This window comes from Klebsiella sp. C349492 (assembly GCF_042055345.1).
In the GTDB taxonomy this organism is placed as follows: domain Bacteria; phylum Pseudomonadota; class Gammaproteobacteria; order Enterobacterales; family Enterobacteriaceae; genus Klebsiella; species Klebsiella scottii.
The window spans coordinates 577,423-602,915 of the sequence record NZ_JANQCE010000001.1 but is presented as its reverse complement, the minus strand read 5'-3'; the positions used below and the strand labels follow the sequence as shown (position 1 = coordinate 602,915).

The following is a 25,493-nucleotide window of genomic DNA, read 5'->3' as shown; positions in this document are numbered from 1 at the left end:
CCCGGCAGCGGGCGAAAAAAAACCTGCCGGTTGTTCAGCGGCAGGTTTTGTTCACCGGAGGGAGCTAATCCTCGTTAGGCGTGAATAGCCCGCGGGCGCTACTCTTCAAGGGCGTAGGCGATGATATCGTCGCCGACGTCCGGCGAGTGGCTGGCGCCGCCGGCGGAGATCACCACATACTCTTTGCCCGTTTTCGGCGATTTGTAAATCAGCGGCGCGGCCACTGCGCCTACCGGCAGACGCGCGCGCCACAGCTCTTTCCCGGTCGCCGAATCCAGCGCCCGCAGATAGTTATCCTGGGTACCGGCAAAGAAGATCAGCCCGGAAGCGGTCGAGGTTGGCCCGCCCAGAGTCGGCATTCCCAGAGGAATATGCATATGGGTTTTCAGACCCAGCGGACCGGTATCCTCGACCGAGCCCATCGGGACCTGCCACAGCAGCTGACGGGTATTGAGGTCAACGGCGCTCATGGTGCCGAACGGCGGCGTATTGCAGGGTACGCCCAGCGCGGACTGCAGAATATCGATCCGCACGCCGCCGTATGGCCCGGCGATCTGCGGACGTACGGTGCCCATGAAGCCCGGGACTTCGTCGGTGGAAACCTTGTATTTCGCCATATCTTCCTGACGCACCAGCGACATTCTCAGCGGCATACGCATGTCGTTAACAAACAGCGTCCCGGTGCGTTCATCGATGGTGATGCCGCCCCAGTTCATGCCGCCCAGCAGGCTCGGCCATTCGATATACGGCTTCTCTGACGGCGGCGTATACATCCCAAGGTAGGTGGACTCTTTGAAGTCAATACGGCAAATCAGCTGGTCAAACGGCGTCACGCCCCACATTGATTTCTCGGTTAACGGCTCAACGCCGAGCTGCGGCATGCCGGTAGAGAACGGCTGGGTCGCGGAGAGACGCTCGCCTTCCGCCCCTTCTTGCGCCACCGGCCGCTCCTCGACGCGGGTCACCGGCTTACCGGTACGGCGGTCAAGGACGTAGATTTGGCCGGTTTTGGTGGTCTGAATCAGTACCGGGACCTCTTCGCCCTGGTCGTTCTTCATGTGGAACAGAACCGGCTGTGACGGCAGGTCATAATCCCAGATATCGTGATGCACGGTCTGGAACACCCACTTCGTTTCGCCGCTGCCGGCATCAACCGCCACCACCGAGGAGCCGTACTTCTCTTTGGCCTCATTACGATCGCCGCCCCAGTAATCCGGCGGACCGTTGCCGGTCGGCAGATAAACCAGATTCAGCTCTTTATCAAAGCCCGGTACCGTCCACACGTTCGGGGTTTCGAGGGTGTACACGCGCCCTTTTTGCGGATCGGTCACATTTTCCGGATGGCCAACGTCCCAGGCCCACACCACCTTACCGCTGCGCACGTCAAAGGCGCGGACCACGCCGGAGGGCTCGCCGTGCACGATATCGCGAACCCAGCCGCCGAGCACCGCGATGTGCCCCATAATCACCGGCGTTGAGGTTGGGTGATAGCGCTTGCTGTTTTCGGTGTTATCCATCCCCTGCTTCAGATCGACGCTGCCGTGAGTGCCGAAGTCTTCGCACAGTTCACCGGTTTTCGCATTCAGCGCCAGCAGGCGGGCGTCAACGGTGGAGACCAGAATCCGCTGCGGGCACTGCTGCAGTGACGGGCTGGCCTTCTCCTCGGCGCTCAGCGAGGCGTCGCTTTGCACGTCGTAATAGCCCACGCCGCGGCAGGTAACGTGCTCTGCGGTCTGCGCGTGCGGATCAAAGCGCCAGCGCGCTTTACCGGTGTCGGCATCCAGCGCGGTCACCACGTTGAGCGGCGTACAGGAATAGAGGGTATCGCCAATCTGCAGCGGGGTATTTTCATCAACCCCGATCCCCGCGCCGGTCAGCCGACGGCCGGTGTGATAGGTCCAGGCCACCTTCAGATTTTTGACGTTTTCCGGGGTGATTTGATCGTAAGGCGCGAAGCGGGTACCGGAGGCATCGCGGCCGAAGAACGCCCAGTTATCGCTTTTCGCCGCCTCGGTCGACACGCCGTCGGTCGCCGCTTGGACGACGCCGTTATGGATGCCGCCGTGCGGATAGAACGCCGACACCAGCGTCGCCAGCAGCGCGATGAAAATTACCGCGGCGCCGCGGTTAGCGTAGCGAACCTGCGCTCGTTTTACCGGCAGGGTCGCGGCCAGCCACAGGCCCAGCATCAGCAGCAGAGCGGGAACCACCAGGCGAGGGATCAGTCCCCAGTAGCTAAGCTGGACTTCGTAAAGTGCCCAGACCAGGGTCAGAAAGAAGGTAATAATTGCGAAAGGAAGAACGTATTTACTGCGGATAAGGTAGCCGACGGCGATAACCATATAGGCCAGGCCCGCCAACAGATACCAGGCGCTGCCGCCAAGAGAGAGGAGCTTGCCGCCCCAGATAGTTAAGAACAGCCCAATGCAAAAACTCAATAACACAAATAGCAGGCGCCAGGCGGTGAAGAACATCCCTCTGCCGCTACCTCGTTGTTCGTCCATATTTCATCCCATACGACGCTAGTCGTTGTAACCAATGTATTTATTCTTAACAGTGCTTTATTGACATAATTAAGGCACAGACCACATAACATACTGGTTGGACGCTCCTGAACGGAGCGAAGAACGTAAGAAAGTATATGAGTTTGTAAATTTTATGTAAAACTATCCAGCATTTAATGTTTAAAATTTTTTAATTTATAAAAGGAAGTTGATAGATGAAGCGGTTTTAAGCTGCCCAACGCGAGGGGAGATAACGGAAAAGCAAGGGGTATACGGGATAGTAAGGAAGATGGCAGGAGGTTGCGGGAAGGTGCGGGAGGATTGCGGGAGGTTGCCGGCCAACAGCCCCCTGTTGACCGGCAAACCCGCTGCTGCAGATTAACCGGCGCTAAGACGCCCGCCAAGCTGCTGCATTGAGGCCGCAAGCTCATGCTGCACCAGCTCTTTCAAACTTTCACGCTTGATAAACTGGCTGCGATGCTTACTTTTGACCTCTTCAAGGCTTTTCTTTATTTCCTGCGACGGCAGTTTATACCAACCGCGACGATACTGCTCACCGCCTACTTCCAGCCACAGCGCAGCGTAATTGGTCATTACTTTGTCGCTTTTAACGTGGAAATGGCTGTCAACCGCATAGATCTCTTTAATATCGCAATGCTGTAAAAAACCGTACAGCAGAGTGATTATTAAATTTTTAGGTCGGATACCGAAAAGCTCCTTAGTCACGACTTTAATTTCATCATTAGTTACGTCTTTCCCTCCCTGAATTCCGCCAATATAAGCGCGGCCGTCTGCGGTACAGGAAAAACAGAGACTGTAGATGCGTCTATTATCCAGGAGCATTAAGAGCATCAGCTCCCCTTCTTCCTGAAAAGGCGATGCCAGCAGCTTAACATCAATGCTGGAACCATTTTTCAGCGGAACGCTAGCTACCGTCAGGCCAAACTCTTTCACGTTATACAGCTGCGGCATGATCGCTTCAGAAAACGTTTTTTCCATAAAAATCAACGACCCGTAGGCAATATCGAGTTTGGTTCTCTTTGACAACTTTTTATTTAAATACGCTTTGAAGGGTTTATCCTGGAAACTGACCAGCCCCTCCGTGGCATCGGTTAATCTGGCGCAAACGTATTTATTACACAGCGCTTGATATTCCCTATATTTGCCCCCTGCCAGCGGTATTTCTCTGCATCGGCGTAACACCTTCTTATATTTGAGTTTAACATTACAAATGAGTTTATTATTTTTTCGCCATTCTTTGATGGCGACTGCTGCTGTTTGAGCCATCGATCAAGATCCATAGAATCAACCATAATCGCGGCAATAATATCATAAATCATTCAAGTCAACGCTTAGTTACCCGTTCGTTGTCCTTTCATTTAATAAATAGCCAGGTAATCATTCTATAATCCCCAAAATTATATTCAGCCAACCTGTCAACTCTCATTATTAGCAGTCAGCTTAATTATTCATCACGCGGCGAACTGTTAACTGGCGCGATTATCGCTACGTGCGATCAACGACGGCATGGGGTGCCCCCTCGCCCGTTTTGCCCTATAATCTGCCCACGGTCAAAACTGAACTTAAGTGGGTAACTCATGGAAATTGATCTCGACAATCTGGTTTTTAGCGGTCTGGAAGAGGCGCAGGAGCGTAACGCTGAACGCCTTGAAGATGCTGATAAAAAAGCCCAGGCAATCGTTGCCGATGATGATTGCGGCGACGCCTGCAAAATCTGATTTCTGAACCGGCCGACCAGGCCGGTTTTTTTATGCCCGCCGCTCGCCTGACGCAAAAGTAAAATTATCTACACATCCCACACCTGAAAGTATTTTTTTCTCTCAAACCTGGTTTTTGCAAAGTGAACATGCAACTTATTTCTCTGCCGGGTGCGCTAACATTCTTACTACAGCGCCTGCCGTCCTGTCGATGCTGGCTGGACAGTTGCAGAGCCCAGGCCCGGGAGAGTTGAGATCCGCTCCGTTCACTTTCTCGATGGACATTTTTCTGTACTCCTATAGAGGCTCAGTCATGCCACACCGGGAAACCCGCGTAAAATGGAACGCCTTCATCACCGTCCTGCAGCAAGAGGTCAAGCCAGCCTTAGGCTGCACCGAGCCCGTTTCAGTCGCCCTCGCCTGCGCCGTTGCGGCACGGCAGCTATCCGGGGCCATCGTGCGCATCGAAGCGTCGGTTTCGCCCAATTTAATGAAAAATGGAATGGGGGTCACCGTGCCGGGTACCGGCATGCTCGGCCTGCCCATCGCTGCGGCCTTAGGCGCTGTCGCCGGAGACCCGCAGGCGGATCTTGAAGTGCTTAAAAATGCCAGCCAGCGGGAGATTTCGGCGGCTAAAGCCCTACTCGCCGTCGGCGCCGTGCGCATTGTCCTGCAGGAGCCCTGTGAGGAAACGATCTACGTTCGCGCCACGGTGTTTGCCGGCGACCAGCACGCGACGGTAACGATCATCGGCGACCATACTAACGTGGTGGCGATTGAAAAAATGGGACAGCCCGTGTTTGTCAAAACGGCGGAGGCCGCATGCGACGATCGGCCGCAGCCGCTGACCCAGGTTGCCGCCAGCTCGCTGCGCCAAATCTACGATTTTATTCGCGACGTTCCCTGCGGGGAGATTGACTTCATTTTAGCCGCCGCGCAGATGAACAACGCGCTCTCGAAGCGAGGTCTGGCGAAAGAGTGGGGTCTGCATATTGGGCCGACGCTAAAGCGCCAGGTCGACAAGGGGCTGGCCGCTGACGATATCTTTACCGAGATCCTCTATCGTACCAGCGCCGCCTCGGATGCCAGAATGGGCGGCGCCACGCTTCCGGCAATGACCAACTCCGGTTCCGGTAATCAGGGCATTACCGCGACCCTGCCGGTGGTGGTTGCCGCCGAACGACTCGGCGCCAGCCGGCAGCAGCTCACCCGCGCGCTGGCGCTGTCGCACCTCGTGGCTATCTATATCCACAGCAAGCTTCCGCGCCTGTCCGCGCTCTGCGCCACCACCACGGCCGCGATGGGCGCCGCGGCGGGGATTATCTGGCTGATGAAGGGAAGTTACGAAAATATCACTATGGCGGTAAACAACATGATTGGCGATATCAGCGGCATGATTTGCGATGGCGCCTCCAGCAGCTGCTCAATGAAGGTCTCGACCAGCATTTCTTGCGCGTGGAAAGCAATCCTGCTGGCGCTGGATAACTCCGTCGTTTCCGCCAGCGACGGTATCGTTGAACGCGATGTCGAAAATTCGATCCGTAATTTATGCGCCATCGCCGCTCAGTCGATGCAGCATACCGATCGGCAGATTATTACCATCATGGCGAGTAAGCGCTATTAGCGGGGAGACCGCTGAAAATATCATTGCCCCGGTCAGCGCTGCGCCGCCGGGGCATAGCCGCCATATTCAGGCTTAAACCTGCGGGTAACAGGCGAACAGCGCCGGAGCGCCGCCGGTATGCATAAACATCACCGGACCGCTGCCGACGAATCGCGATGTTTGCACGCCGTCAATCAGCCCCGCCATCGCCTTGCCGGTATAAACCGGGTCCAGCATGATGCCCTCTAGCCGCGCCAGCAGCTCAACCGCCTGCATCCCCTCGGCATTCGGCATACCGTAGCGCGGCGCAAAGTAATCATCCCACAGCGTCAGCGGCGAAGAGGTCGCCACGTTCAGCAGCGCCGATAATTCGCTTTGCAGCTGCGCGACTTTGGGGAGCTGATCGCTGGCGCGACGAGAGACGGTGACTCCGACAACCGCCATGTCCGGCCGGCAGTGTGCAAAACCGACCGCCAGTCCCGCATGGGTTCCCGCGCTCCCCGAAGGTACCACCAGCGAGTCGATATGGAGATCCATGCGGGCGCACTGCTCCGCTATTTCCAACGCGCAGTCAACGTAGCCCAGCGACCCCAGCGCGTTGGAGCCGCCAACGGGAATGACGTACGGCTTCGCCCCGCCGCGAGCGAGCCTCTCGCTAAGCTCCCGCAGCTGCGCGTCCGGATCGTTAAGCGCCTCGACGTTTTCCAGACGACAGCCCATCATTGAGGAGAGTAAATGGTTGCCGTTGGCGAGATAGTTTGGCGCCTCCGTGGCGATCGGATTTTCAAGCAGCGCCGCACATTTCAGGCCCAGATGCGCGGCTACGGCAGCGGTCTGGCGCACGTGATTCGACTGAATGGCCCCCGCCGTCACCAGCGTATCGCAGCCTTGTTGAAGCGCATCAGCGACAAGAAACTCCAGCTTTCTGAGCTTATTGCCCCCCATACCAAGATATGAAAGATCGTCTCGCTTAATATAGATATCGCGCTGCAGATATTCCGACAGCCGCCTGAGATGCTGGATCGGCGTCACCGCCCCCACCAGCTCAACGCGTGGCAATGTCTGCAGATAGTTTTTAATCAGCATTACGTTTGCTCTCAATAAACAGGAATAACAACGGCGGCGCGATGCGGCCGCCGTTATGATGACGCTGACGCCGCGTTAGCCCTGCCAGGCTACCGCTTCAATTTCAACTTTGACGTCTTTAGGCAGGCGCGCAACCTCCACGCAGGAGCGCGCCGGATACTGCACCTTGTGCTGGTCAAAAAACCCGGCGTACGCCTGATTAATCTCCGCAAATTCATTCAGGTCCTTGACGAAGATATTAACCTTGCAGATATGTTCGAGGGCTAACCCGCCGGCTTCGATAATGGCCTTAATATTCTCCAGGCTTTGCCGGGCCTGCCCGCCCGCGCTCCCGGCGATCTCGCCGGTTGCCGGATTAATCGGCAGCTGCCCCGAAGTAAAGATAAAACCCCCTACCCGGGCGCCCTGAATATAGGGGCCAATAGCTTCCGGGGCCTGCGCCGTAGCGATAACCTTGGTCATGATAAATCCTTATATGAATATTGAGCGTTAGATCGAAAACCCGACGATTAAATAGACGATGAGCGCGAGGAACCCGGTGACCAGCGCGTAGGGCATCTGCGTGCGAATATGCTCAATGTGATCGCAGTTGGTAGCCATTGAAGCCACGATGGCGTCGCTGGAAATAGGCGAAGTCATGTCGCCAAAGATTGAGCCGGAAATAGCCGCGCCGATCATAAAGTGAGGGTCGATACCGAGCGATACGCCCAGCTGTACGCCGATCGGGATCATAATGGCGAAAGTTCCCCACGAGGTCCCGGTGGCCAGAGACATTACCGCCGCAATCAGAAAAATAAAGCCAATCGAAAATCCGGAGGGAATAACGCCCGAGGTAATTGAAGCAATATACTGCCCGGTATTCAGCTCTGCCGAAATATGTCCCATCAAAAAGGCCAGAATCATGATTGAGCTGATTTTCACCATGCTGGCGTAGCCGATATAGAGCTCTTTAAAGAAATTCTCAACGTTTAAAATACCGCGCAGTCTGAACCACGCAAAAGAGACAACGGTACCGAACATCACCCCGGAGTAGACCGACATGGAGCCGCTGCCCCTGGAGAACTGGCCGTCTCCGGTAATATAGAGCACGACCGGAACCATCAGCACGGTTGAAAGAATAGGGATAAAGAAGTTGAGTAGCGAGTTGGATGCCGGATGGTCAATCACCGGGTCCTGCTCTGTTTCGCTCTGTTCCTGCTCCTGCGCCATCAGGCAGGATTCAAACCGGACTTCCGCCTTTTTCATCGGCCCCCAGGTGCAGCCTGACAGGATATAAAAGATGACGGATGCCAGAGAAAACCAGGCCATGATATTCCAGACCATCGAGCTGGCCAGCACTTCAAAGGGTTCCCCGGTCAAATAGCCCTGCGCGATCTGTACGCCGATAATGCCCATCATCGCCGCACCCCAGCCGTTGATCATCACCGATGAGCAGACCGAGACGCAGGAGGTTTGAATAATGTAGGACATTTTTTCCGGGGAGACTTTATAGCGCCGGGCGAGGTTTTTAGTCGACGCCCCGGCAATAAGCTGGTTAATCGAGCTCTCGATAAAAATAAGCGAGGTTACCAGCATAGCCAGCAGCTGAACCGACTTCTTATTGGTGACAAAGTCGTTTTTCTCAGAGAGAAACTGGACCAGCTTGCGCACGCCGCCGGTTACCACAATCAGCCGCATAATGCCGCCGATCATCACCATAAAGATAATCGTCCGGGCGTTACCGGCGGAGGCAAAGGTCTCAATAATGCCGTTCAGGGTTCCGCCAACGCCCTGAATGAGGCTTTGATGAATCACCGCATACCCGACAAAAATGCCGGTCAATAAGGAGAGAATCACCTGCCGGGTGAGGATCGCCAAAATAATGGTGACCATTGGCGTGATAATTGTCCAGATACCGTAGTCATGCATGATCGCTATCCTGTGTCCGGGCGCTAGCGGCAAAAGCGGTATCGAGGTCGGCAATCAGATCCTCGACGTTCTCGATACCGGCGGAGAACCGCAGCGTGGTGTCGTAGACGCCTATCGCTTCCCGCTCCTCTTTTGACATCGCGGCATGAGACATTGATGCCGAATGATTGATCATGCTCTCCACGCCGCCCAGCGACTCGGCGAGAACAAAATAGCGCAGCCCGGAGATAAAGCGTTTCAGGCCCTGCACGTCGCCTTTAAGGGTAGCGGTAACCACCGCGCCGCCCGAGCGCATCTGCTTTTTGCACAGCGCATGCTGCGGATGCGAAGGCAGGCCGGGATAATAGACGCGGGCAACCGCCGGATGGTTCTCAAGATATTCAGCAATACGCCGGGCGTTGCCGCACTGGCGCTGCATGCGGACATCCAGCGTTTTCATTCCGCGCAGCGCCAGATAGGCATCAAAGGGTGACGCGATAGCGCCAACGGTGGTTTTGATAAAATCAAGCCGGGCCGCTAGCGGTTCATTATTGGTGATGACCGCCCCGCCGATTAAATCGGAGTGCCCGCCGATATATTTACTGGTGGAGAGCATCACCAGATCCGCACCCATTTCGAGCGGCTGATGATTCCAGGCGCTGGCAAAGGTATTATCGACGCAGGTCAAAATACCGCGCGCCTTCGCAATAGTGCAGACTTTATTAATATCCACCAGCTCCAGCAGCGGGTTAGTCGGCGTCTCAATCCAGATTAAATACGTATTTTCCTGAATGCTGGCAATAAGGCTTTCTTCATCATTAAGATCAATATAGGAGACGGTGACGCCGGTGGTATTGGCCTTTAGCTTATCGAACAGACGCCAGGTGCCGCCGTATACGCCCTTCATTGCAATAATATGTGAATCTTTCGGCAGCAGCTCCATAACGATATTAGTGGCGGCCATTCCCGAGGCGGTAGCGGTGGCATAAACACCGCCCTCCAGCTCAGCCAGCGCCGACTCATACGCCTTACGGGTCGGGTTCGAGACCCTTGAGTAGCAAAAATCGCCGCCTTCATCGAGATTCGGCTGAATAAAAGAGCTGGCGGTAACTATCGGGGTAAATATGGCATTATTCGCCGGATCAATTTGATTCCCGGCATGGACAACCAGAGTCGCGATATCTTTAAATTTATTTTTCATAGGATATACTCAAACTATTATTCGACATTAGGTAGTGAACATTTATCTCTCTAACAACAGCAGTCAGCACCGGCTAATAAAACAGCAACCAAAACGCCGCGCAAGAGCTAAAAAAATAGCCAACCGCGTTGCTATCAACATAGAGATTTTCATAAATCAACCACCGTTAAAATATATATTAGCGACCGAAGAAAATCTTACCTATTTTCCCCCAAAGGAGGGCAAAGTGGAGAAATTTATTCTCCAAAATCAAAACGGGTAATTTTTCAACACACTGAAAAATAAGGATATATTTATTAATGGTGATTTGAATCACAAAAAATAGGGGAAAAAACACACTCTTTCTCCTTTGACGGAGAAATTAATTCCATAGGCCGCCGCTGAGGGCCTCCCTTAAGCATCATGGTAAATATCGCCCTCGCGGCGGGACCGGCAAAAAAACCTTCAGCCCGTGCGGCAGCGCCCGCCACAAGAGATGACTTTTGCTGGCTAAGGGGGAGCCTTTGGGCACAATCGCCCCGAAGCGGTCCAGGGCGAGAGGCGATCGGCCTGACGGAAACCCTGACGCTGGAAACCGCCAGAACCGGCATCACCGGCAATGCGATATGCCCCGGCTCGCTGCTGACCCGCTGGTGCAGCAGCGGTTCGACCGACGTATCGCGCAAGGCACGGACCCGGCGCCGACGCCGGTCAGAGAGCGGCGGGTGGCCGAAAAGCAGCCCTCCGGCGAGTTCGTCCCCCCGGAGCCGCCGGGATAAATGGCGCTATTCCTGTGCAGCGATGCCGCCGCCCGGGTGCGCGGGGCGCGTGGAATATGGACGGCGGCTGGGCGGCCAGGTACCAGGTAATTGCCGCGGGCGCGCAGGACGCGGCTATCGTAGCGTCCTCGCGCCCCTGGTGAGGCCGCGAAAATAGCGTTGACCAATCAGGAGTTTATTTTCCCACGGCGAAATCATTTCGAGCTATTGATAGAAGAATGATGTATGGTTGCAGGCCATTACATCAGGAAAAAATCATATGTCAGATCGAAAAGACTCGAAAACCCGCCGTAATTACCTTGTAAAATGTTCCTGCCCTAATTGCTCCCAGGAATCAGAACATAGCTTTAGCCGGGTACAAAAAGGCGCCCAGCTCATCTGCCCTTACTGCCATAAACTCTTCCAGACCTCACCCAGAAACGCCGCCTAATCCCTAAATGCCAGACGCTGATTGCTCCCCGCCCCGTTATTTAGATAATTCTTATTATTGGGACGAATCAAACAATCGGTTTTTACCTCGTACCGGCAAATAGAAAACCCGCACTATGGCGGGTTTTAAATAGATCCACATGTTATTTCCTGGCATAACGTATCGTTATCGCTTTTTTATTTTTACCAGGAGTTTATTTGTTCCAAAAAATGACAGGTATTGTCAAAAGCTTTGATAATAAAACCGGCAGAGGACTCATCGTCCCTTCCGATGGTCGTAAAGACGTTCAGGTTCATATTTCCGCATTATCCTCCGCTGAGTCCACCCCCATGACTCCCGGTATTCGCGTTGAGTTTCGTCGGGTTAACGGCCTACGCGGGCCGACGGCGGCAAACGTCTATACCTGCCAGACCGACGACCCGCTTAAAACATCTCCAGAAAGCGTTTTACCGTTCGCGAACGTTCAAAACGCCGCCACGCGATGGCGATATCCGTCTTCAGCGACTCCCCCAGCAGCGGATGCCAGGTAACGTTGGGGTGGCGAATACAGGTCATCGACTGAGGCACCAGCGCAAAGCCGAACCCCGCGTCCACCATGCTAATAGAAGAAGAGAGCTGTGAAGATTGCCTGGCGCGGCTCAGATCGACCCCCGCATGCCGGCAGCTATCGTAAACCTGCTCGTAGAGGCCCGGCGCCACCTCCGGCGGGAAAATAATCGGCACCGTGTCGGTAAGCTGTGTCAGGGAGAGCGCGGTTTCCCCGGACAAGGGGTGCGAACGGTGAAGCGCGATAACCATCGGCTCCTCGGCAATAATGCGCAAATTAAACGCCTTGCTGCTTTCACACGGCAGGCGGACAAAAGCGATATCCAGCTCCGCCTCACCCAGCGCGTTCATCAGGGTCGCCATATTACCTTCGACCTGGCGCAGCGCCACCGACGGATAGCGCTGCTGAAACTGGTACAGCAAAGTGAAGATCTGCACATGAAAAGCAGCTGAACTGGTAATGCCCGGCACCAGGCTGCCGTTGACGCCCCGCGCAATCCCCTTGGTTTTTTCCAACGCCGCATCGCTTAAGGCGAGGATCTGACGCGCGTCGACGTAGAACGACTCCCCGGCTTCCGTCAGCTCAACGCCTCGCGTCAAACGACGCAGCAGCGGCGTCCCCACTTCGCGCTCAAGGCGCTGAATTTGCTGACTTAATGGCGGCTGAGAAATCCCAAGTTCGTGGGCCGCCCGGGTGAAGTTCCGCGCCTCGGCCACGGCGACAAAATAGCGTAAATAACGAAGTTCCATATCGAAAACGTCTCAAACCAGCATGGTTTCTATATTGGAACTGAGAGCTGAATCGGGTCAACATTTATTTAATCTTTCTTATATTTGTTGAACGAGGAAGTGGATTGTGAATCATTATCCTGAATGCTCCTGCGAAGAGAGCCTGTGCGAAACCATACGCGGCTTCTCTGCCCACCATCCCGATAGCGTGATCTATCAGACCTCTCTGATGAGCGCGCTCCTGAGCGGGGTCTACGAGGGCAGTACCACCATCGCCGACCTGCTCACCCACGGCGACTTCGGCCTCGGGACCTTTAACGAACTCGACGGCGAACTTATCGCCTTTAGCAGCGAAGTCTATCAGCTGCGCGCCGACGGCAGCGCGCGTAAAGCCCGGGCGGATCAAAAAACGCCGTTCGCGGTGATGACCTGGTTCAGGCCGCAGTACCGAAAAACCTTTGACCACCCGGTCAGCCGCCAGCAGCTGCACGATATTATCAACCGGCAGATCCCCTCCGATAACCTGTTCTGCGCCCTGCATATTGATGGCCACTTCCGCCACGCCCATACCCGCACCGTGCCGCGGCAGACGCCGCCCTATCGGGCGATGACCGACGTGCTGGATGACCAGCCGGTTTTTCGCTTTAACCAGCGGCAGGGCACGCTGGTCGGCTTTCGCACCCCGCAGCATATGCAGGGTCTCAACGTTGCCGGCTACCACGAGCACTTTATAACCGACGATCGTCAGGGCGGCGGCCATCTGCTGGATTACCAGCTCGATAGCGGCGTGCTGACCTTCGGCGAGATCCACAAGCTGATGATTGACCTCCCGGCCGACAGCGCTTTCCTGCAGGCCGACCTGCATCCTGACAATCTCGATGCCGCCATTCGTGCGGTAGAAAACTAAGGAGCTTCAGATGGACAAACCGCGTCACGAACGCCAGTGGGCCCACGGTGCCGACATGATAGTCAGCCAGCTTGAGGCCCAGGGAGTACGCCAGGTCTTCGGTATCCCCGGCGCCAAAATCGACAAGGTGTTTGATTCCCTCCTCGACTCCTCAATCCGCATTATCCCGGTACGCCACGAAGCCAACGCCGCCTTTATGGCCGCGGCGGTGGGGCGTATTACCGGTAAAGCGGGCGTCGCGCTGGTGACCTCCGGCCCCGGCTGCTCAAACCTGATAACCGGCATGGCCACCGCCAATAGCGAAGGCGACCCGGTGGTGGCGCTGGGCGGTGCGGTTAAGCGGGCGGATAAGGCCAAGCTGGTCCACCAGAGCATGGACACCGTGGCCATGTTCAGCCCGGTCACCAAATATTCCGTCGAAGTGACCGCCGCCGACGCGCTGGCAGAAGTGGTCTCCAACGCCTTCCGCGCCGCCGAGCAGGGACGCCCGGGGAGCGCTTTTGTCAGCCTGCCGCAGGATATCGTCGACGGCCCCACCCGCGGCAGTACGCTGCCCGCCAGCAAAGCGCCGCAAATGGGTGCCGCGCCGGATGACGCCGTCGACGGCGTGGCGCAGGCCATCGCCGCGGCGAAGAACCCCATCTTTCTGCTGGGGCTGATGGCCAGCCAGCCGGAAAGCAGCCGCGCCCTGCACCGCCTGCTGGAAAAAAGCCATATTCCGGTCACCAGCACCTATCAGGCCGCCGGGGCGGTGAATCAGGATAACTTCACCCGCTTCGCCGGCCGGGTGGGCCTGTTTAATAACCAGGCGGGCGATCGCCTGCTGCGCCAGGCGGATCTGATCATCTGCATCGGCTATAGCCCGGTCGAGTACGAGCCGGCCATGTGGAATAACGGCACGGCAACGCTGGTGCATATCGACGTGCTGCCGGCCTACGAAGAGCGGAATTACGTGCCGGATATCGAGCTGGTGGGCGACATCGCCGGCACCCTGGAGAAGCTGAGCCAGCGCATTGAGCATCGGCTGGTGTTAACCCCGCAGGCGGCGGAAATCCTCGCCGACCGCCAGCGTCAACGGGAGCTGCTTGACCGCCGCGGGGCGCAGCTGAATCAGTTCGCGCTCCATCCGCTGCGCATCGTGCGGGCGATGCAGGATATCGTCAACAGCGACGTCACGTTAACCGTCGATATGGGCAGTTTCCATATCTGGATTGCCCGCTACCTGTACAGCTTCCGCGCCCGCCAGGTGATGATCTCCAACGGCCAGCAAACGATGGGCGTCGCTCTGCCGTGGGCGATTGGCGCATGGCTGGTCAATCCGCAGCGCAAGGTGGTATCCGTTTCCGGCGATGGCGGCTTCCTGCAGTCGAGCATGGAGCTGGAGACCGCCGTGCGGCTGCACGCCAATATTCTGCACATCATCTGGGTCGATAACGGCTACAACATGGTGGCGATCCAGGAACAGAAAAAATATCAGCGCCTCTCCGGCGTGGAGTTCGGCCCGGTAGATTTCAAAGTCTACGCCGAAGCGTTCGGGGCCAAAGGGTTCTCGGTAGAGAGCGCCGACGCGCTGGAGCCGACGCTGCGCGCCGCGATGGATGTCGATGGCCCGGCGGTGGTCGCCATTCCGGTCGATTACCGCGATAACCCCCTGCTGATGGGCCAGCTCCATCTCAGCCAAATACTGTGAGTCACTACAATAAGGAAATAAAAATGGAAAAAGTCGCACTTGTCACCGGCGCCGGTCAGGGCATCGGTAAAGCTATCGCGCTGCGCCTCGTGAAGGATGGATTTGCCGTGGCTATCGCCGATTACAACGAGGCCACGGCCAAAGCGGTGGCCGCTGAAATCAACCAGGCCGGCGGCCGCGCGGTGGCCGTTAAGGTAGACGTCTCCCGTCGCGAGCAGGTTTTCGCCGCCGTTGAGCAGGCGCGTAAAGCCCTGGGCGGGTTCGACGTTATCGTCAACAACGCCGGTATCGCCCCGTCAACGCCGATCGAGTCAATCACCGAGGAAACCATTGACAGGGTCTATAACATCAACGTTAAGGGCGTCATCTGGGGGATTCAGGCGGCGGTTGAGGCATTCAAAAAAGAGGGGCACGGCGGGAAAATCGTTAACGCCTGCTCCCAGGCCGGCCACGTCGGCAACCCGGAGCTGGCCATCTACAGTTCGAGTAAATTCGCCGTTCGCGGCCTGACGCAAACCGCAGCCCGCGACCTGGCGCCGCTGGGCATCACCGTTAACGGCTACTGCCCGGGGATCGTCAAGACGCCAATGTGGGCGGAAATTGACCGTCAGGTATCGGAAGCGGCGGGTAAACCGCTGGGTTACGGCACGGCTGAGTTTGCCAAACGTATCACCCTCGGCCGCCTGTCGGAGCCCGAAGACGTCGCGGCCTGCGTGTCGTTCCTCGCCGGCCCGGATTCGGACTATATGACCGGGCAATCGCTGCTGATCGACGGCGGCATGGTATTCAACTAATCGCGGTATTCAACTAATAATATTAAGCTCTGACATGATTTGCCCCTGCCGCAACGCAGGGGCTTTTTTTTGACCTGACCTCACGCGCGGGTGCCCGCCCGTTCCTGCAGCCTACCGCGTACGTCCCTGTTGTGCTCCCGCAATAGAGATAGCTCCAGTCTAATTTTCCCCGCACGATATTTATGACCCCAGGCCCCCGGCCATATTTCGTTTGCGGGCGGAGGCAGCCCTCACTTCGCCCTGTTTTATGCCGGCGGCCTAAGGCGTCGGGAAGATCCACAGGTCGCTGGCGGGAAGCGTGATATGGCAATGCTCCGCGTCGCGCAGCGTTGAGCCGTAGACGCGAATGGCAAAGTCATCGCCGCGGGTGCGGAACAGATATTCCCAGCGGTCGCCAAGATACATGCTGGTCAGCAGCGGCAGCTCAAGCATGTTGTCTTCCGGCGAGGAGCCGAGGCGCAGGCGCTCAACGCGGATCACCGCCGTCGCCTCCTTGCCGATGCTAACCCCCTCTCCCGCCATGCCCCACAGCGCCCAGCTGGCTCCCTCAATGCGCGCCCGGCCGCTTTCCAGCGCCGTGATTTTACCGCGCAGGCGGTTATTGCTGCCCATAAACTCGGCGGCAAACAGCGTCGTCGGGTTGCCGTACATCTCCTGCGGCGTGCCCTGCTGCTCAATCACCCCGTTGTTCAGCAGCAGGATCCGGTCGGAAATCGCCATCGCCTCATTCTGATCGTGAGTCACCATCAGCGCCGAGAGTCCGAGATTGATAATCAGCTCGCGCAGAAAGACCCTCGCCTCTTCGCGCAGCTTGGCATCGAGGTTCGACAGCGGCTCGTCGAGCAGGATAACCGGCGGGTTATAGACCAGCGCCCGGCCAATCGCCACGCGCTGCTGCTGGCCGCCGGAAAGCTGATGGGGATGGCGATTGCCGAGATGTCCCAGACCGAGCTGGTCGAGAACGGCCTGCACCCGCTGGGCGATTTCGCCGCGGGCGACCTTGCGCAGCTTCAGCGGATAGGCGACGTTTTCAAATACGCTCTTATGCGGCCACAGCGCGTAAGACTGAAACACCAGCCCCAGATTGCGCTCCTCGGCGGGAATTTCGCTGCGCGGATTGCCGTCGTAGACCGTGGTTTTACCAATGGTAATACGCCCGGCGGTAGGCTTTTCCAGCCCGGCGACGGCGCGTAGCAGGGTCGTTTTCCCGCTGCCGGAGGGCCCGAGCAGGGAAACCACTTCCCCCCGACTGAGCTCCATCGATACCCCTTTCAGGACCGGGTTGTCGCCATAGGTGAGATGCAGGTTTTCTACAGATAGCTCAATCATGTAATTTCACTCCAAAGCGCAGGGCGATACCCAGCCCGACGACCACCAGCAGGATATTGATAAACGAGAGCGCGGCGACGATATCAATCGCTCCCGCCGCCCACAGCGAGACCAGCATCGAGCCGATCGTTTCCGTTCCCGGCGAAAGCAGGTACACCCCGGTGGAGTATTCGCGCTCGAAGATCAGAAACATCAGCAGCCACGAACCGATCAGGCCGTAGCGCGACAGCGGAACCGTGACGTGGCGGGTGACCTGCCCGCGGGAGGCGCCGGTGCTGCGGGCCGCCTCCTCAAGCTCCGGCGCAACCTGCAGCAGCGTCGAGGAGATCAGGCGCAGCCCGTAGGCCATCCATACCACGGTATAGGCCAGCCAGACGCTGAAAATGGTATTGCGCAGCGCGCGCAGCTGCGCAATAAGATGTTCGCGCAGCCAGTCGGCCATCGGCAGCGCCGAGAGCCAGCCGTTTTTCAGCGACTGATCCAGCCACATCGGCAGGAACAGAAACACCCACAGGAACGCCAGCCCCGCCAGCAGGCCCGGCACCGCGCGCGGCACCAGCACGCTGTAGTCGAGAAAGCGCGTCACGTTGTCCGGCTTACGGTGCATGGCGATCCCGACAAACAGATAGCAAACGACCGCCAGCGCGCCGCCAAAAATGCCGATCGCCATCGAGTTGACGATGGCCCGCAGCAGGTTCGGCTGCTGCCAGATATTGCGGAAGGTCGCCAGCGACAGCTCGTCCCACAGCGAAACGCCGACGCCCCAGTTCGAAATAAACGCCCGCATCGCCACGCCAAGCAGCGGAACGCCGATGGTCACCGTCAGCCACAGCACCACCACCACCCCGGCAACCCAGCGCCACTTGCCCAGCGGCAGCGCGCGCGCCTGGGAGGCTTTACCTTTCATGGTGACAAACCGACTGGCGGTGCGCATCAGCCGACGCTGCAGCATCACCAGCGGGATGGTGATGCAAATAAGCACCACCGCCACCGCCGCCATCAGGTGGTATGAAGGGGTTCCAAGCTTATTGGTCAGCTTATAGAGATAGGTCGCCAGCACCATATTGCCTTCGGGGTCGCCGAGTACCAGCATCAGGCCGAACACTTCCAGACCGAGGAAAAACAGCAGTACGCAGGCATAGAGGATCGAGGGCCGCACCATCGGCAGGCTGACCGAGGTCATAACCTGCAGCGGCGACGCGCCTACCGTCCGGGCCGCCTCCTCGACGTCGGAGCCGACGCTGCGCAGGGCGGACGAGATGTACAGGTAGGCGTGCGGGACGTGGGTTAATCCGGCGATCGCCACGATGCTGAACATCGAGTAGATATTCCACGGCACAAAGCCCAGCAGCCGCTCGGCCCACTGCGAGAAGAAGCCAACCGGCCCAGCGGCCACCACGTAGCCAAAGGCCAGCACCATCGGCGAGACGAAAACGGGCACCAGGATCAGGGGTTCAATAAAGCGCCGCCCGGGTAAATCGGTGCGGACCATCAGAAACGCGAGGATCCCGCCGAGCGGGATCGCGATCGCCACCAGGCCGAACGCCAGAATAAAGCCGGACTTTAGCGCCAGATAAAAATCAGGATCGGTAAATATAAATTCGAAGGCTTCGAAGCTGAACGCTTTCGACCGCGCAAAAAAAGGTGCCGAGAGAAAGCTCTGCACCACAATAAATAACAGCGGGACATAGATAACTAATGCCGCGATCAGTACCACAATACCGCGCGGCAGCCCCTGCCATTTTCGGCGTAATAGGTTCATATGCGATCCCTTTGGTCAGGCGTTTAAAGAGAACCTGCCGGGTATTAACGGGCGCGGCATCGGAGGATGTCGCGCCTCGGGAGGATTATTTTGCCGCCGCGGTACGCCACTGTTTGATAAATTCCAGACGTTTTTTCGGTTCCAGATATTCCAGCAGGGTTTCATCCACCGGAATCGGCTTCAGCGCGTTGCCCAGCATTTTAGTCATACCGTCGATATCATTTTTGCCTTCGATATCATTACGAATTGAGGGAATATCGGCCTGGCTGGCGAGAATGCTCTGCCCTTTTTCGGACAGCACGTAGTCGAACCACAGCTTAGCGGCGTTAGGATGCCCGGCGTCGGCGGTAATAAACGAGACGCGGGAAAGGACCAGCACATAGTCTTTGGGATAGGCGATGCCGAGGGAGGGATCGGTTTTGGCGCGCGCTTCGGCGTATGAGCCCAGAATATTAAAGCCAATCAGGTTTTCACCCGAGGAGACGCGCTCCATCATGGTGCCGGTAGAAGATTGCACGGTCAGGCCGCCTTTGGCCATTCCGGCCAGGTCGCTGAAATAGCTGGCGTCAGCCTTGCTGTCCTGCACGGCCAGCATAAAGCCCAGGCCGGATTTTTCGATATCGTAGGTGGTAACTTTAGCTTTGAATTTGTCGGCCTGGCCGGCAATCAGCTTCGCCAGCGAGGTATGAGAATCCGGGACGTCGCCCTGCGGGATCAGCCGTTTATTGTAGATAAAGACCACCGGTTCATAGGTGGTGCCGTAGGCTTTCTGCTGCCAGACCGCCCATTTTGGCAGCTTGCTCAGCTCGGGCGAGGCGTACTCTTCGGCGTAATCGGTGGCAAGCTTCAGCGCCGTATCCATCGATGAGCTCCAGACCACGTCCCCGCTGCCGCCGCCCGCCGCCTGCTCGCTGATGTAGCGGTTATACAGCTCGGTGCTGTTCATATCGTTATATTCAACTTTAATTCCGGGGTACTGCGCCTCAAATCCTTTAATTAGCGGACCCGCCGCTTTGGTGTCCGTCGTTGAATAGATGACAACTTTGCCCTCTTTCGTCCCGCCATCAACCACTTTTTGATATTCAGCCGGGTAGCCTTGAGGTAGTTCCGCCAAAACGGAGCCAGAGAAGACCGTCGTCAGTGAAACCACTAACCCACCAATTTTCTTATACATAAAACCAACCCTTAGACATCATTTATTAAACACAAATTTAACATATAGCGAGGCGTTCGCGCCTTGCAACGCTGGGGGCGGTTTTTTTCTGGCTTTTGTGATGCTGACGGAATTTAACTAAATAAATGGCGAGCGGAATCCGTGCGGCGATAAGCGTTACCCTGCTGGAATATTAAGAAATATTAAGCTAAGCCGTTTCGCAAAATAGTCCTTACGTTTACCTGAGCGCAAATATAATGCCCGCCGGGTTGTCGAGCAGCACAATATTCATGCGCGCAATGATCCTCGGCGGTAATTTCGCTTTTACCGCCGGCTGCTAGCGCCTTAAGCTTAAAATTTGTGACCGACATAGCAAACTGGTCATGAAAGAAAAAAGTAAAAATATTTTTTAAATCAAAAAGGTAATAAAAAAACGCGTCAGCATAAACATGACAAAAGTCACAAAATCACAATCAGGTCACTATTTTTAAGTAAAGGTGACTTTTTTACTATTTCATCACCCTGGAGAACGAGGAAAGATAGCGAGCTTAGACCGCGAATATCGATGTACAACAGCGCGCAGGAGCCGAAATGGCGGTGATAGTTACTTATACATGCGATCTTAACGAAGGTATTCACGCCAGGCCCGCAGGATATATCGCGCGCTTATGCAACCTGTTTCAGGCCGCTGTAAGCTGGGAGAATACCCGTACCGGCCTACAGGCCAATGCGAAAAGCGCCCTCTCGCTGGTTGCCACCGATACGTTGCTAAACGATGAGTGCCGTATCGTGCTTAGCGGTAATGATGAACAGCAGACCGCATCTGAGCTGCGCGCGCTACTGGCCCGCCTTCCTGCGTTTAGCATTGCGTCAGCTCCCGTCTCCCTACACGGCTACCTTCCCCGCTGCCTGCGGGAGCTAAACCCGCGGGTGATCCAGGGAACCCGTATTAATAAAGGCGCGGCGATCGCCAAAACGCTGTTCATGCAAAGCCTTACGTTCAGCGAGCTCGCCGCGCGCAATCCCGGCCGTATTGAGGACCTGGAGAGCGAAAAGGCGCGTCTGATTACCGGGCTCGAGGGATTAGGCGCCGAAAAAGAAATCGCCCTCGGGCAAACCCAGGGCGTTGAGCACGATCTTATCGAGGCTCAGCATTCGCTCATCAGCGACATTGCTTTTCAGAATAATGCGATCGGTTATCTTAATGACAAGATGAATGCCTGGTCCGCGATCGTGCAGGCGGCACTCGATTTTTGTCGCGTACTTGAGCGCTCATCAAGCCACTATCTGCGGGAGCGAACGCTGGATATCCTTGATATCGCCAGCCAGCTAATCCGCATCATGTATGGCGAGCAGGCTCTGGCGCAGCAGCCGCTTACGCTGAATGCGCCGACGATCGTCTTCGCCAGCACGCTGACCCCCGACCAGTTTCTGGCCCTCGACAGAACCCAGCTTGCAGGCCTGGTCATGTCGACTACCGGAAAAACGTCGCACACGGCGATTCTGGCCCGCTCATTAGGCATTCCGGCACTGACGGATATCGATTTTTCGGCCCTCAAACTTGATGCCGATCGGCAGGTCATCATCGATGGCGATCCGGGCATTTTAATAACCGATCCGGATGAGAAAATCCTGCGCTATTACCGCCATGAAATCGCGATACAGCAGAAAATGCAGCGGCTGATGCGCGCCAGCGCGGCAACCCCGGCGCGGACCAGCGACGGACATCGTGTCGAAATTGCCGCCAATATCTCCAGCCTTGCAGAAGTACAGGCGGCAATCGACGGCGGCGCGGAGCATATCGGGCTCTACCGAACCGAGACCGCATTTATGCAGCGCGACCGGCCGCCGTCCGGGGAAGAGCTGAACGAGCTGTATAGCCAGGTGGTCAGACTGGCCGCCGGAAAATCGGTGACCTTTCGCACCTTCGATATCGGCGGCGACAAGCCCGTCGGGTACCTTAACTGCGGTAAAGAAGAGAACCCGTTCCTCGGTTTCCGCGCAGTGCGAACTTATCCGCAATATCGTGACCTTTTCGCCCTGCAGCTAAAGGCGATTCTCTCCGCGTCCGCGGTCGGTAGAGCCAAAATCCTGCTGCCGATGATTGCGCGCGTTGAAGAGCTGATCTGGTGCCGGGAGGTGCTGGAATCAGTTAAGCAGGAGATGCGCCGCGAGGGGCGCGCCTTCGATGAGCGGATTGCGCTCGGTATTATGCTGGAAGTTCCCTCCGTGCTATTCGCCATGGAGGAAATGGCCGAATACGTCGACTTTTTCAGCCTGGGCAGTAACGATCTGGCGCAGTATCTTTTTGCCGCTGACCGGGGTAATAGCCGGCTCAAGGGGGTTTCTGACAGCTATGCGCCGCCGCTTCTGCGCGCCCTCAAATTAGCGACAGGCGAGGCCCACCGCCTCGGTAAACCCATCGGCCTGTGCGGCGAACTGGCCGCTGACGAGAGCATACTCCCGCTCCTTATCGGCCTCGGCTTTGATGAATTGAGCATGAGCTGTCCGGCGATTGCGGGGATAAAACAGGCCCTGCGCGAGCTTAGCTTTGCCGATTGTCAGACGCTGGCGCGGGTTCTTCTCCAGAGCCCAAACGCCGAGCGGGTCAAAACCGAGCTGCGCAGGTCTGCGGTCGGCGCGGTGAAGAAACCGCTGCTGTCGCCGGAGATGGTTATGTGGGGCATTGACGCTGCCGATAAAAACGAAGCAATCAAAATAATGGTCGATAACCTGTGGTTACACCACCGCACCACCGCGCGGGAGATACTGTGCGACGATATCTGGGCCCGCGAAGTCCCTTTCCCCACCGTTGTCGGCTCAGGATTTGCTATCCCCCATGCCCGAACGGACGCCATTGGCGACTCGACCGTCAGCGTCGCGACGCTTAAGCAGCCGATCGCCTGGGGCGGCGTGATGGTCGATACCCTCTTTATGCTGACAATCAGCAAATCGGCGAAGGATAACGAGCATATGAAATACTTCTCCACGCTTGCGCGCATGCTGATGAAAGATGAATTTGTCCGCCAAATCAAAGAGACACAAAACCCGAAAGCGCTCTATGACCTGATATCCAGAACGCTGGCCTTCTGATCACCACTACGGTATGAGGCTAAGATGTTAAAACTATTAAAAAATACCAAGCGGCATTTTATGACCGGCGTGTCGTACATGATCCCCTTCGTGGTGGCCGGCGGCGTGTTGCTGGCGCTGGCGGTGATGTTCAATGGCGAAGCGGCCGTGCCGGACCACGGTTTTTTGAAAGCCATGTCGCAAATCGGTATGGCCGGACTGACCCTGTTCATTCCGATCCTGTCGGGTTTTATCGCCTATTCAATGGTGGATAAACCCGGTATCGCGCCGGGTGCCATCGGCGGGTTAATGGCCTACCAGATGGGGGCCGGTTTTTTAGGCGGCATGCTCTCCGGGATTATTGCCGGGCTGGTCGTCTATCTTCTGCTCAATATGATTGCCCGACTCAATGTTCCCCACTTCCTGCGGATGGTATTGCCGATCTTTATTATCCCGCTGGTCGGCACCTTCCTCACCGGAATGGCGGTTTATTACATCATTGGTGACCCGATAGCCGGAGTCATGAAGTGGCTTAGCGTTTGGCTTGGCAATATGCAGGGGACCTCGTTCATTATTCTCGGGACCATTCTCGGCTGCATGATCGCCGTCGACATGGGCGGTCCGCTGAACAAAACCGCTTTTTTCTTTGCCGTCGCCCTGATCTCAACTAACCCACAGCTGATGGCGGCGGTTGCCGCCGCTGACTGCACCCCGCCCCTGGGGCTGGCGCTGGCGACCTTTCTGTTTAAAGGCATTTTTAATGATGTTGAGCGAGAAGCCGGGAAGCCCGCGGTTATTATGGGCGCGATGGGCATCACGGAAGGGGCGATCCCGTTTGCGGCGGCGGATCCGGTCCGCGTGATCCCGGCGATTATGCTCGGCAGCGCGGTCGCCGCCGTCCTCTCTTTATGGTTCGGCGCCACCAACGCCGCGCCCTGGGGCGGGCTTATCGTGTTGCCGGTGATCGGCAACCACTTTGGCTATCTCGTTTCAGTGGCCGCGGGAACCGTGACGACCGCAGTTGCGGTCAAAATATTAAAAACCGTTATCAAACCGCGAGCATAATATGGGCACGTTTATTCAATCCATCCTCAGCGAATTTAGTACCCAGGGCGCGAGCAATGACAACGTGCTGGTGGCCAACGGCAACGCGCAGGCCCCGGCGATGGCCTACCATCTGCACGTGCCGCGCATCGAACTTACGGTAAAAGGCACCCTGAGCATGCTGCTGCCGAAAGGGACCGACAGGATCGTTAAATGTGAGCGCCCGGTCGGCACGATTACCTATATTCCCGCCAACGGCTGGAACTCACCGCTGTGGGAAGGCCCGGTTATCTGCATGTCGATTGTGTTCTGGAAGCAGGATGTTGGTTTCAGTATCAGTAACTGGGACGGGACGCAGTTTAAAGAAGTCGAGAAATATAACCTGCAAAACTCCAGCAGTACGGTTCGTGACCGCCTGCTTGAGCTGACCGAATCGTTAGCGTGGGCGCAGGATCATACCGGCGAAACCTTTGCCCACATCGCCTATGCGCTAATAAACGATCTGCTGTGCCAAATCACCGATGGCCTGAATAACCAGCAGGGCCCCTTCTCTCTGCTGGATGAAATTAAAGGCCATATCGATAGCCACTACCACACGGACATCAGTCGGGAAAGCGTCGCCGAGACCTTTAACATCTCACCCGGCTACCTGTCGCGTCTGTTTTCGAAGGAGTCAGACGTGAAATTCAATGAATATCTGAAGTTGGCCCGTATCTCGCGTTCGAAGGCGCTGCTGATGAATACCAATCTGAAAATCAACGAGGTTTCAGAGAAGTGCGGTTTCACTGATACCAACTATTTCTGCAAAGTCTTTCGCGATATTAACGACTGTACGCCGCTTGAGTACCGGCGCAAAAATAAGGGAGCAAGCTTATGATAACTCGCGCAGGAAGAGATGAGATCCCGCCCTTCTCAAGCGAACGCAATCTGCATATTGTCGCGGTAACCGCGTGCGCAACCGGCGTGGCGCACACCTATATGGCCGCAGAGCAGCTGGAAAAACTGGCGAAGCAGTATCGCTTTGCGATCAAAATTGAGACCCAGGGCGTGCTGGGGCTGAAGAATCCCATTACCGATAAGGATATTTTCGCATCCGAGCTCGCCATCATTGCGTCCGATATTACTATCGATAATCCCGCACGCTTTGACGGCTGCCGTATTCTCAACGTGTGCATTAACTCGCTGCTGCTCAAGCCGACGGAAGTTATCGCCGCGATCCGCAAGTCGCTGAATCTGCCCAGAGGCAACGTCATCGACCTGTAGCGGGTGGGCGTAAAGCT

At 56.6% G+C, this 25,493-nt stretch carries 20 protein-coding genes and 2 pseudogenes; 12 read left to right on the top strand and 10 right to left on the bottom strand.

The genetic code is table 11. From position 1 onward, the window contains the following. Positions 1 to 98: 98 nt before the first annotated feature. Both NWP14_RS02950 and NWP14_RS02945 read right to left on the bottom strand, forming a co-directional pair. Positions 99 to 2,504, bottom strand: a complete 2,406-nt coding sequence (locus NWP14_RS02950) for a membrane-bound PQQ-dependent dehydrogenase, glucose/quinate/shikimate family (RefSeq protein ID WP_346431364.1) — start codon at positions 2,502 to 2,504, stop codon at positions 99 to 101. Between the two features lie 378 nt (positions 2,505 to 2,882). Beyond that, entirely contained in the window at positions 2,883 to 3,791 is a 909-nt protein-coding gene (locus NWP14_RS02945) for a DUF535 family protein (protein WP_095102226.1), read from the bottom strand. A gap of 311 nt (positions 3,792 to 4,102) precedes the next feature. On the opposite strand from NWP14_RS02945, the gene NWP14_RS02940 reads away from it, so the two are divergent. Together NWP14_RS02940 and NWP14_RS02935 are read left to right on the top strand one after the other, a co-directional pair. After that, positions 4,103 to 4,243 (top strand): hypothetical protein, encoded by a 141-nt coding sequence (locus tag NWP14_RS02940; protein ID WP_004102786.1) that lies wholly within the window; start codon positions 4,103 to 4,105, stop codon positions 4,241 to 4,243. A gap of 292 nt (positions 4,244 to 4,535) precedes the next feature. Beyond that, a complete protein-coding gene (locus NWP14_RS02935) occupies positions 4,536 to 5,846 on the top strand; it encodes a serine dehydratase subunit alpha family protein (RefSeq protein WP_375214742.1) in 1,311 nt (436 codons plus the stop codon). Between the two features lie 72 nt (positions 5,847 to 5,918). On the opposite strand, the gene NWP14_RS02930 is transcribed toward NWP14_RS02935, so the two are convergent. The 4 genes from NWP14_RS02930 to NWP14_RS02915 form a co-directional block, all read right to left on the bottom strand. Beyond that, positions 5,919 to 6,911, bottom strand: coding sequence for a D-cysteine desulfhydrase (locus tag NWP14_RS02930; protein ID WP_331833820.1), 993 nt, complete (start codon positions 6,909 to 6,911; stop codon positions 5,919 to 5,921). A gap of 75 nt (positions 6,912 to 6,986) precedes the next feature. Next, on the bottom strand, positions 6,987 to 7,373 hold the full coding sequence (locus NWP14_RS02925; protein ID WP_095102222.1) for a RidA family protein: 387 nt from the start codon (positions 7,371 to 7,373) through the stop codon (positions 6,987 to 6,989). 27 nt (positions 7,374 to 7,400) lie between these two features. Further along, complete coding sequence (locus NWP14_RS02920; RefSeq protein WP_331833821.1) at positions 7,401 to 8,819, bottom strand: Na+/H+ antiporter NhaC family protein; 1,419 nt, start codon at positions 8,817 to 8,819, stop codon at positions 7,401 to 7,403. After that, on the bottom strand, positions 8,812 to 9,999 hold the full coding sequence (locus NWP14_RS02915; RefSeq protein WP_095102218.1) for a PLP-dependent aspartate aminotransferase family protein: 1,188 nt from the start codon (positions 9,997 to 9,999) through the stop codon (positions 8,812 to 8,814). The genes NWP14_RS02920 and NWP14_RS02915 overlap by 8 nt, the downstream gene beginning before the upstream one ends. 543 nt (positions 10,000 to 10,542) lie before the next feature. On the opposite strand from NWP14_RS02915, the pseudogene NWP14_RS02910 reads away from it, so the two are divergent. The 3 genes and pseudogenes from NWP14_RS02910 to cspF form a co-directional block, all read left to right on the top strand. Continuing rightward, positions 10,543 to 10,837: pseudogene (locus tag NWP14_RS02910) on the top strand (SDR family oxidoreductase); the annotation flags it as partial. A gap of 179 nt (positions 10,838 to 11,016) precedes the next feature. Continuing rightward, positions 11,017 to 11,187 (top strand): YnfU family zinc-binding protein, encoded by a 171-nt coding sequence (locus tag NWP14_RS02905; protein ID WP_223261794.1) that lies wholly within the window; start codon positions 11,017 to 11,019, stop codon positions 11,185 to 11,187. A 197-nt stretch (positions 11,188 to 11,384) separates the two neighbouring features. Beyond that, positions 11,385 to 11,594: pseudogene (gene cspF / locus NWP14_RS02900) on the top strand (cold shock-like protein CspF); the annotation flags it as partial. A gap of 16 nt (positions 11,595 to 11,610) precedes the next feature. On the opposite strand, the gene NWP14_RS02895 reads toward cspF, so the two are convergent. Next, the gene (locus tag NWP14_RS02895; protein WP_375214741.1) at positions 11,611 to 12,483 is read right to left on the bottom strand and encodes a LysR family transcriptional regulator; all 873 of its coding nucleotides are present in this window, start codon (positions 12,481 to 12,483) and stop codon (positions 11,611 to 11,613) included. A 106-nt stretch (positions 12,484 to 12,589) separates the two neighbouring features. Here NWP14_RS02895 and budA point away from each other — a divergent pair, with 106 nt between their 5' ends. The 3 genes from budA to NWP14_RS02880 are packed head-to-tail and all read left to right on the top strand — an operon-like array spanning position 12,590 to position 15,853. Further along, a complete protein-coding gene (gene budA, locus NWP14_RS02890; RefSeq protein WP_095102214.1) occupies positions 12,590 to 13,369 on the top strand; it encodes an acetolactate decarboxylase in 780 nt (259 codons plus the stop codon). A 10-nt stretch (positions 13,370 to 13,379) separates the two neighbouring features. Next, the gene (gene alsS, locus NWP14_RS02885; protein WP_095102212.1) at positions 13,380 to 15,059 is read left to right on the top strand and encodes an acetolactate synthase AlsS; all 1,680 of its coding nucleotides are present in this window, start codon (positions 13,380 to 13,382) and stop codon (positions 15,057 to 15,059) included. Between the two features lie 23 nt (positions 15,060 to 15,082). Further along, positions 15,083 to 15,853 (top strand): (S)-acetoin forming diacetyl reductase, encoded by a 771-nt coding sequence (locus tag NWP14_RS02880; protein ID WP_095102210.1) that lies wholly within the window; start codon positions 15,083 to 15,085, stop codon positions 15,851 to 15,853. Between the two features lie 258 nt (positions 15,854 to 16,111). Here the strand turns inward: NWP14_RS02880 and NWP14_RS02875 are convergent, their stop codons facing one another. The 3 genes from NWP14_RS02875 to NWP14_RS02865 form a co-directional block, all read right to left on the bottom strand. Next, positions 16,112 to 17,182, bottom strand: a complete 1,071-nt coding sequence (locus NWP14_RS02875) for an ABC transporter ATP-binding protein (protein WP_375214740.1) — start codon at positions 17,180 to 17,182, stop codon at positions 16,112 to 16,114. Continuing rightward, positions 17,175 to 18,944, bottom strand: coding sequence for an iron ABC transporter permease (locus NWP14_RS02870; RefSeq protein ID WP_331833824.1), 1,770 nt, complete (start codon positions 18,942 to 18,944; stop codon positions 17,175 to 17,177). The genes NWP14_RS02875 and NWP14_RS02870 overlap by 8 nt, the downstream gene beginning before the upstream one ends. Positions 18,945 to 19,029: 85 nt before the next feature. Then, the gene (locus tag NWP14_RS02865; RefSeq protein ID WP_375214739.1) at positions 19,030 to 20,118 is read right to left on the bottom strand and encodes an ABC transporter substrate-binding protein; all 1,089 of its coding nucleotides are present in this window, start codon (positions 20,116 to 20,118) and stop codon (positions 19,030 to 19,032) included. Between the two features lie 570 nt (positions 20,119 to 20,688). On the opposite strand from NWP14_RS02865, the gene ptsP reads away from it, so the two are divergent. From ptsP to NWP14_RS02845, 4 genes are read left to right on the top strand one after another with little or no spacing between them, the layout of a single operon-like run. After that, entirely contained in the window at positions 20,689 to 23,190 is a 2,502-nt protein-coding gene (gene ptsP, locus NWP14_RS02860; RefSeq protein WP_375214738.1) for a phosphoenolpyruvate--protein phosphotransferase, read from the top strand. Between the two features lie 24 nt (positions 23,191 to 23,214). Next, positions 23,215 to 24,234, top strand: a complete 1,020-nt coding sequence (locus tag NWP14_RS02855) for a PTS fructose transporter subunit IIC (RefSeq protein ID WP_095102200.1) — start codon at positions 23,215 to 23,217, stop codon at positions 24,232 to 24,234. A 1-nt stretch (position 24,235) separates the two neighbouring features. Then, positions 24,236 to 25,090, top strand: a complete 855-nt coding sequence (locus tag NWP14_RS02850) for an AraC family transcriptional regulator (protein ID WP_331833826.1) — start codon at positions 24,236 to 24,238, stop codon at positions 25,088 to 25,090. After that, entirely contained in the window at positions 25,087 to 25,476 is a 390-nt protein-coding gene (locus NWP14_RS02845; RefSeq protein WP_095102196.1) for a PTS fructose transporter subunit IIB, read from the top strand. The genes NWP14_RS02850 and NWP14_RS02845 overlap by 4 nt, the downstream gene beginning before the upstream one ends. Positions 25,477 to 25,493 lie beyond the last annotated feature (17 nt).

Coding starts and splice junctions, on each gene's coding strand:
- NWP14_RS02950 (WP_346431364.1), bottom strand. CDS start 2,504: ATGGACGAACAACGAGGTAGCGGCAGAGGGATGTTCTTCACCGCCTGG.
- NWP14_RS02945 (WP_095102226.1), bottom strand. CDS start 3,791: ATGGCTCAAACAGCAGCAGTCGCCATCAAAGAATGGCGAAAAAATAAT.
- NWP14_RS02940 (WP_004102786.1), top strand. CDS start 4,103: ATGGAAATTGATCTCGACAATCTGGTTTTTAGCGGTCTGGAAGAGGCG.
- NWP14_RS02935 (WP_375214742.1), top strand. CDS start 4,536: ATGCCACACCGGGAAACCCGCGTAAAATGGAACGCCTTCATCACCGTC.
- NWP14_RS02930 (WP_331833820.1), bottom strand. CDS start 6,911: ATGCTGATTAAAAACTATCTGCAGACATTGCCACGCGTTGAGCTGGTG.
- NWP14_RS02925 (WP_095102222.1), bottom strand. CDS start 7,373: ATGACCAAGGTTATCGCTACGGCGCAGGCCCCGGAAGCTATTGGCCCC.
- NWP14_RS02920 (WP_331833821.1), bottom strand. CDS start 8,819: ATGCATGACTACGGTATCTGGACAATTATCACGCCAATGGTCACCATT.
- NWP14_RS02915 (WP_095102218.1), bottom strand. CDS start 9,999: ATGAAAAATAAATTTAAAGATATCGCGACTCTGGTTGTCCATGCCGGG.
- NWP14_RS02905 (WP_223261794.1), top strand. CDS start 11,017: ATGTCAGATCGAAAAGACTCGAAAACCCGCCGTAATTACCTTGTAAAA.
- NWP14_RS02895 (WP_375214741.1), bottom strand. CDS start 12,483: ATGGAACTTCGTTATTTACGCTATTTTGTCGCCGTGGCCGAGGCGCGG.
- alsS (WP_095102212.1), top strand. CDS start 13,380: ATGGACAAACCGCGTCACGAACGCCAGTGGGCCCACGGTGCCGACATG.
- NWP14_RS02880 (WP_095102210.1), top strand. CDS start 15,083: ATGGAAAAAGTCGCACTTGTCACCGGCGCCGGTCAGGGCATCGGTAAA.
- NWP14_RS02875 (WP_375214740.1), bottom strand. CDS start 17,182: ATGATTGAGCTATCTGTAGAAAACCTGCATCTCACCTATGGCGACAAC.
- NWP14_RS02870 (WP_331833824.1), bottom strand. CDS start 18,944: ATGAACCTATTACGCCGAAAATGGCAGGGGCTGCCGCGCGGTATTGTG.
- NWP14_RS02865 (WP_375214739.1), bottom strand. CDS start 20,118: ATGTATAAGAAAATTGGTGGGTTAGTGGTTTCACTGACGACGGTCTTC.
- ptsP (WP_375214738.1), top strand. CDS start 20,689: ATGGCGGTGATAGTTACTTATACATGCGATCTTAACGAAGGTATTCAC.
- NWP14_RS02855 (WP_095102200.1), top strand. CDS start 23,215: ATGTTAAAACTATTAAAAAATACCAAGCGGCATTTTATGACCGGCGTG.
- NWP14_RS02850 (WP_331833826.1), top strand. CDS start 24,236: ATGGGCACGTTTATTCAATCCATCCTCAGCGAATTTAGTACCCAGGGC.
- NWP14_RS02845 (WP_095102196.1), top strand. CDS start 25,087: ATGATAACTCGCGCAGGAAGAGATGAGATCCCGCCCTTCTCAAGCGAA.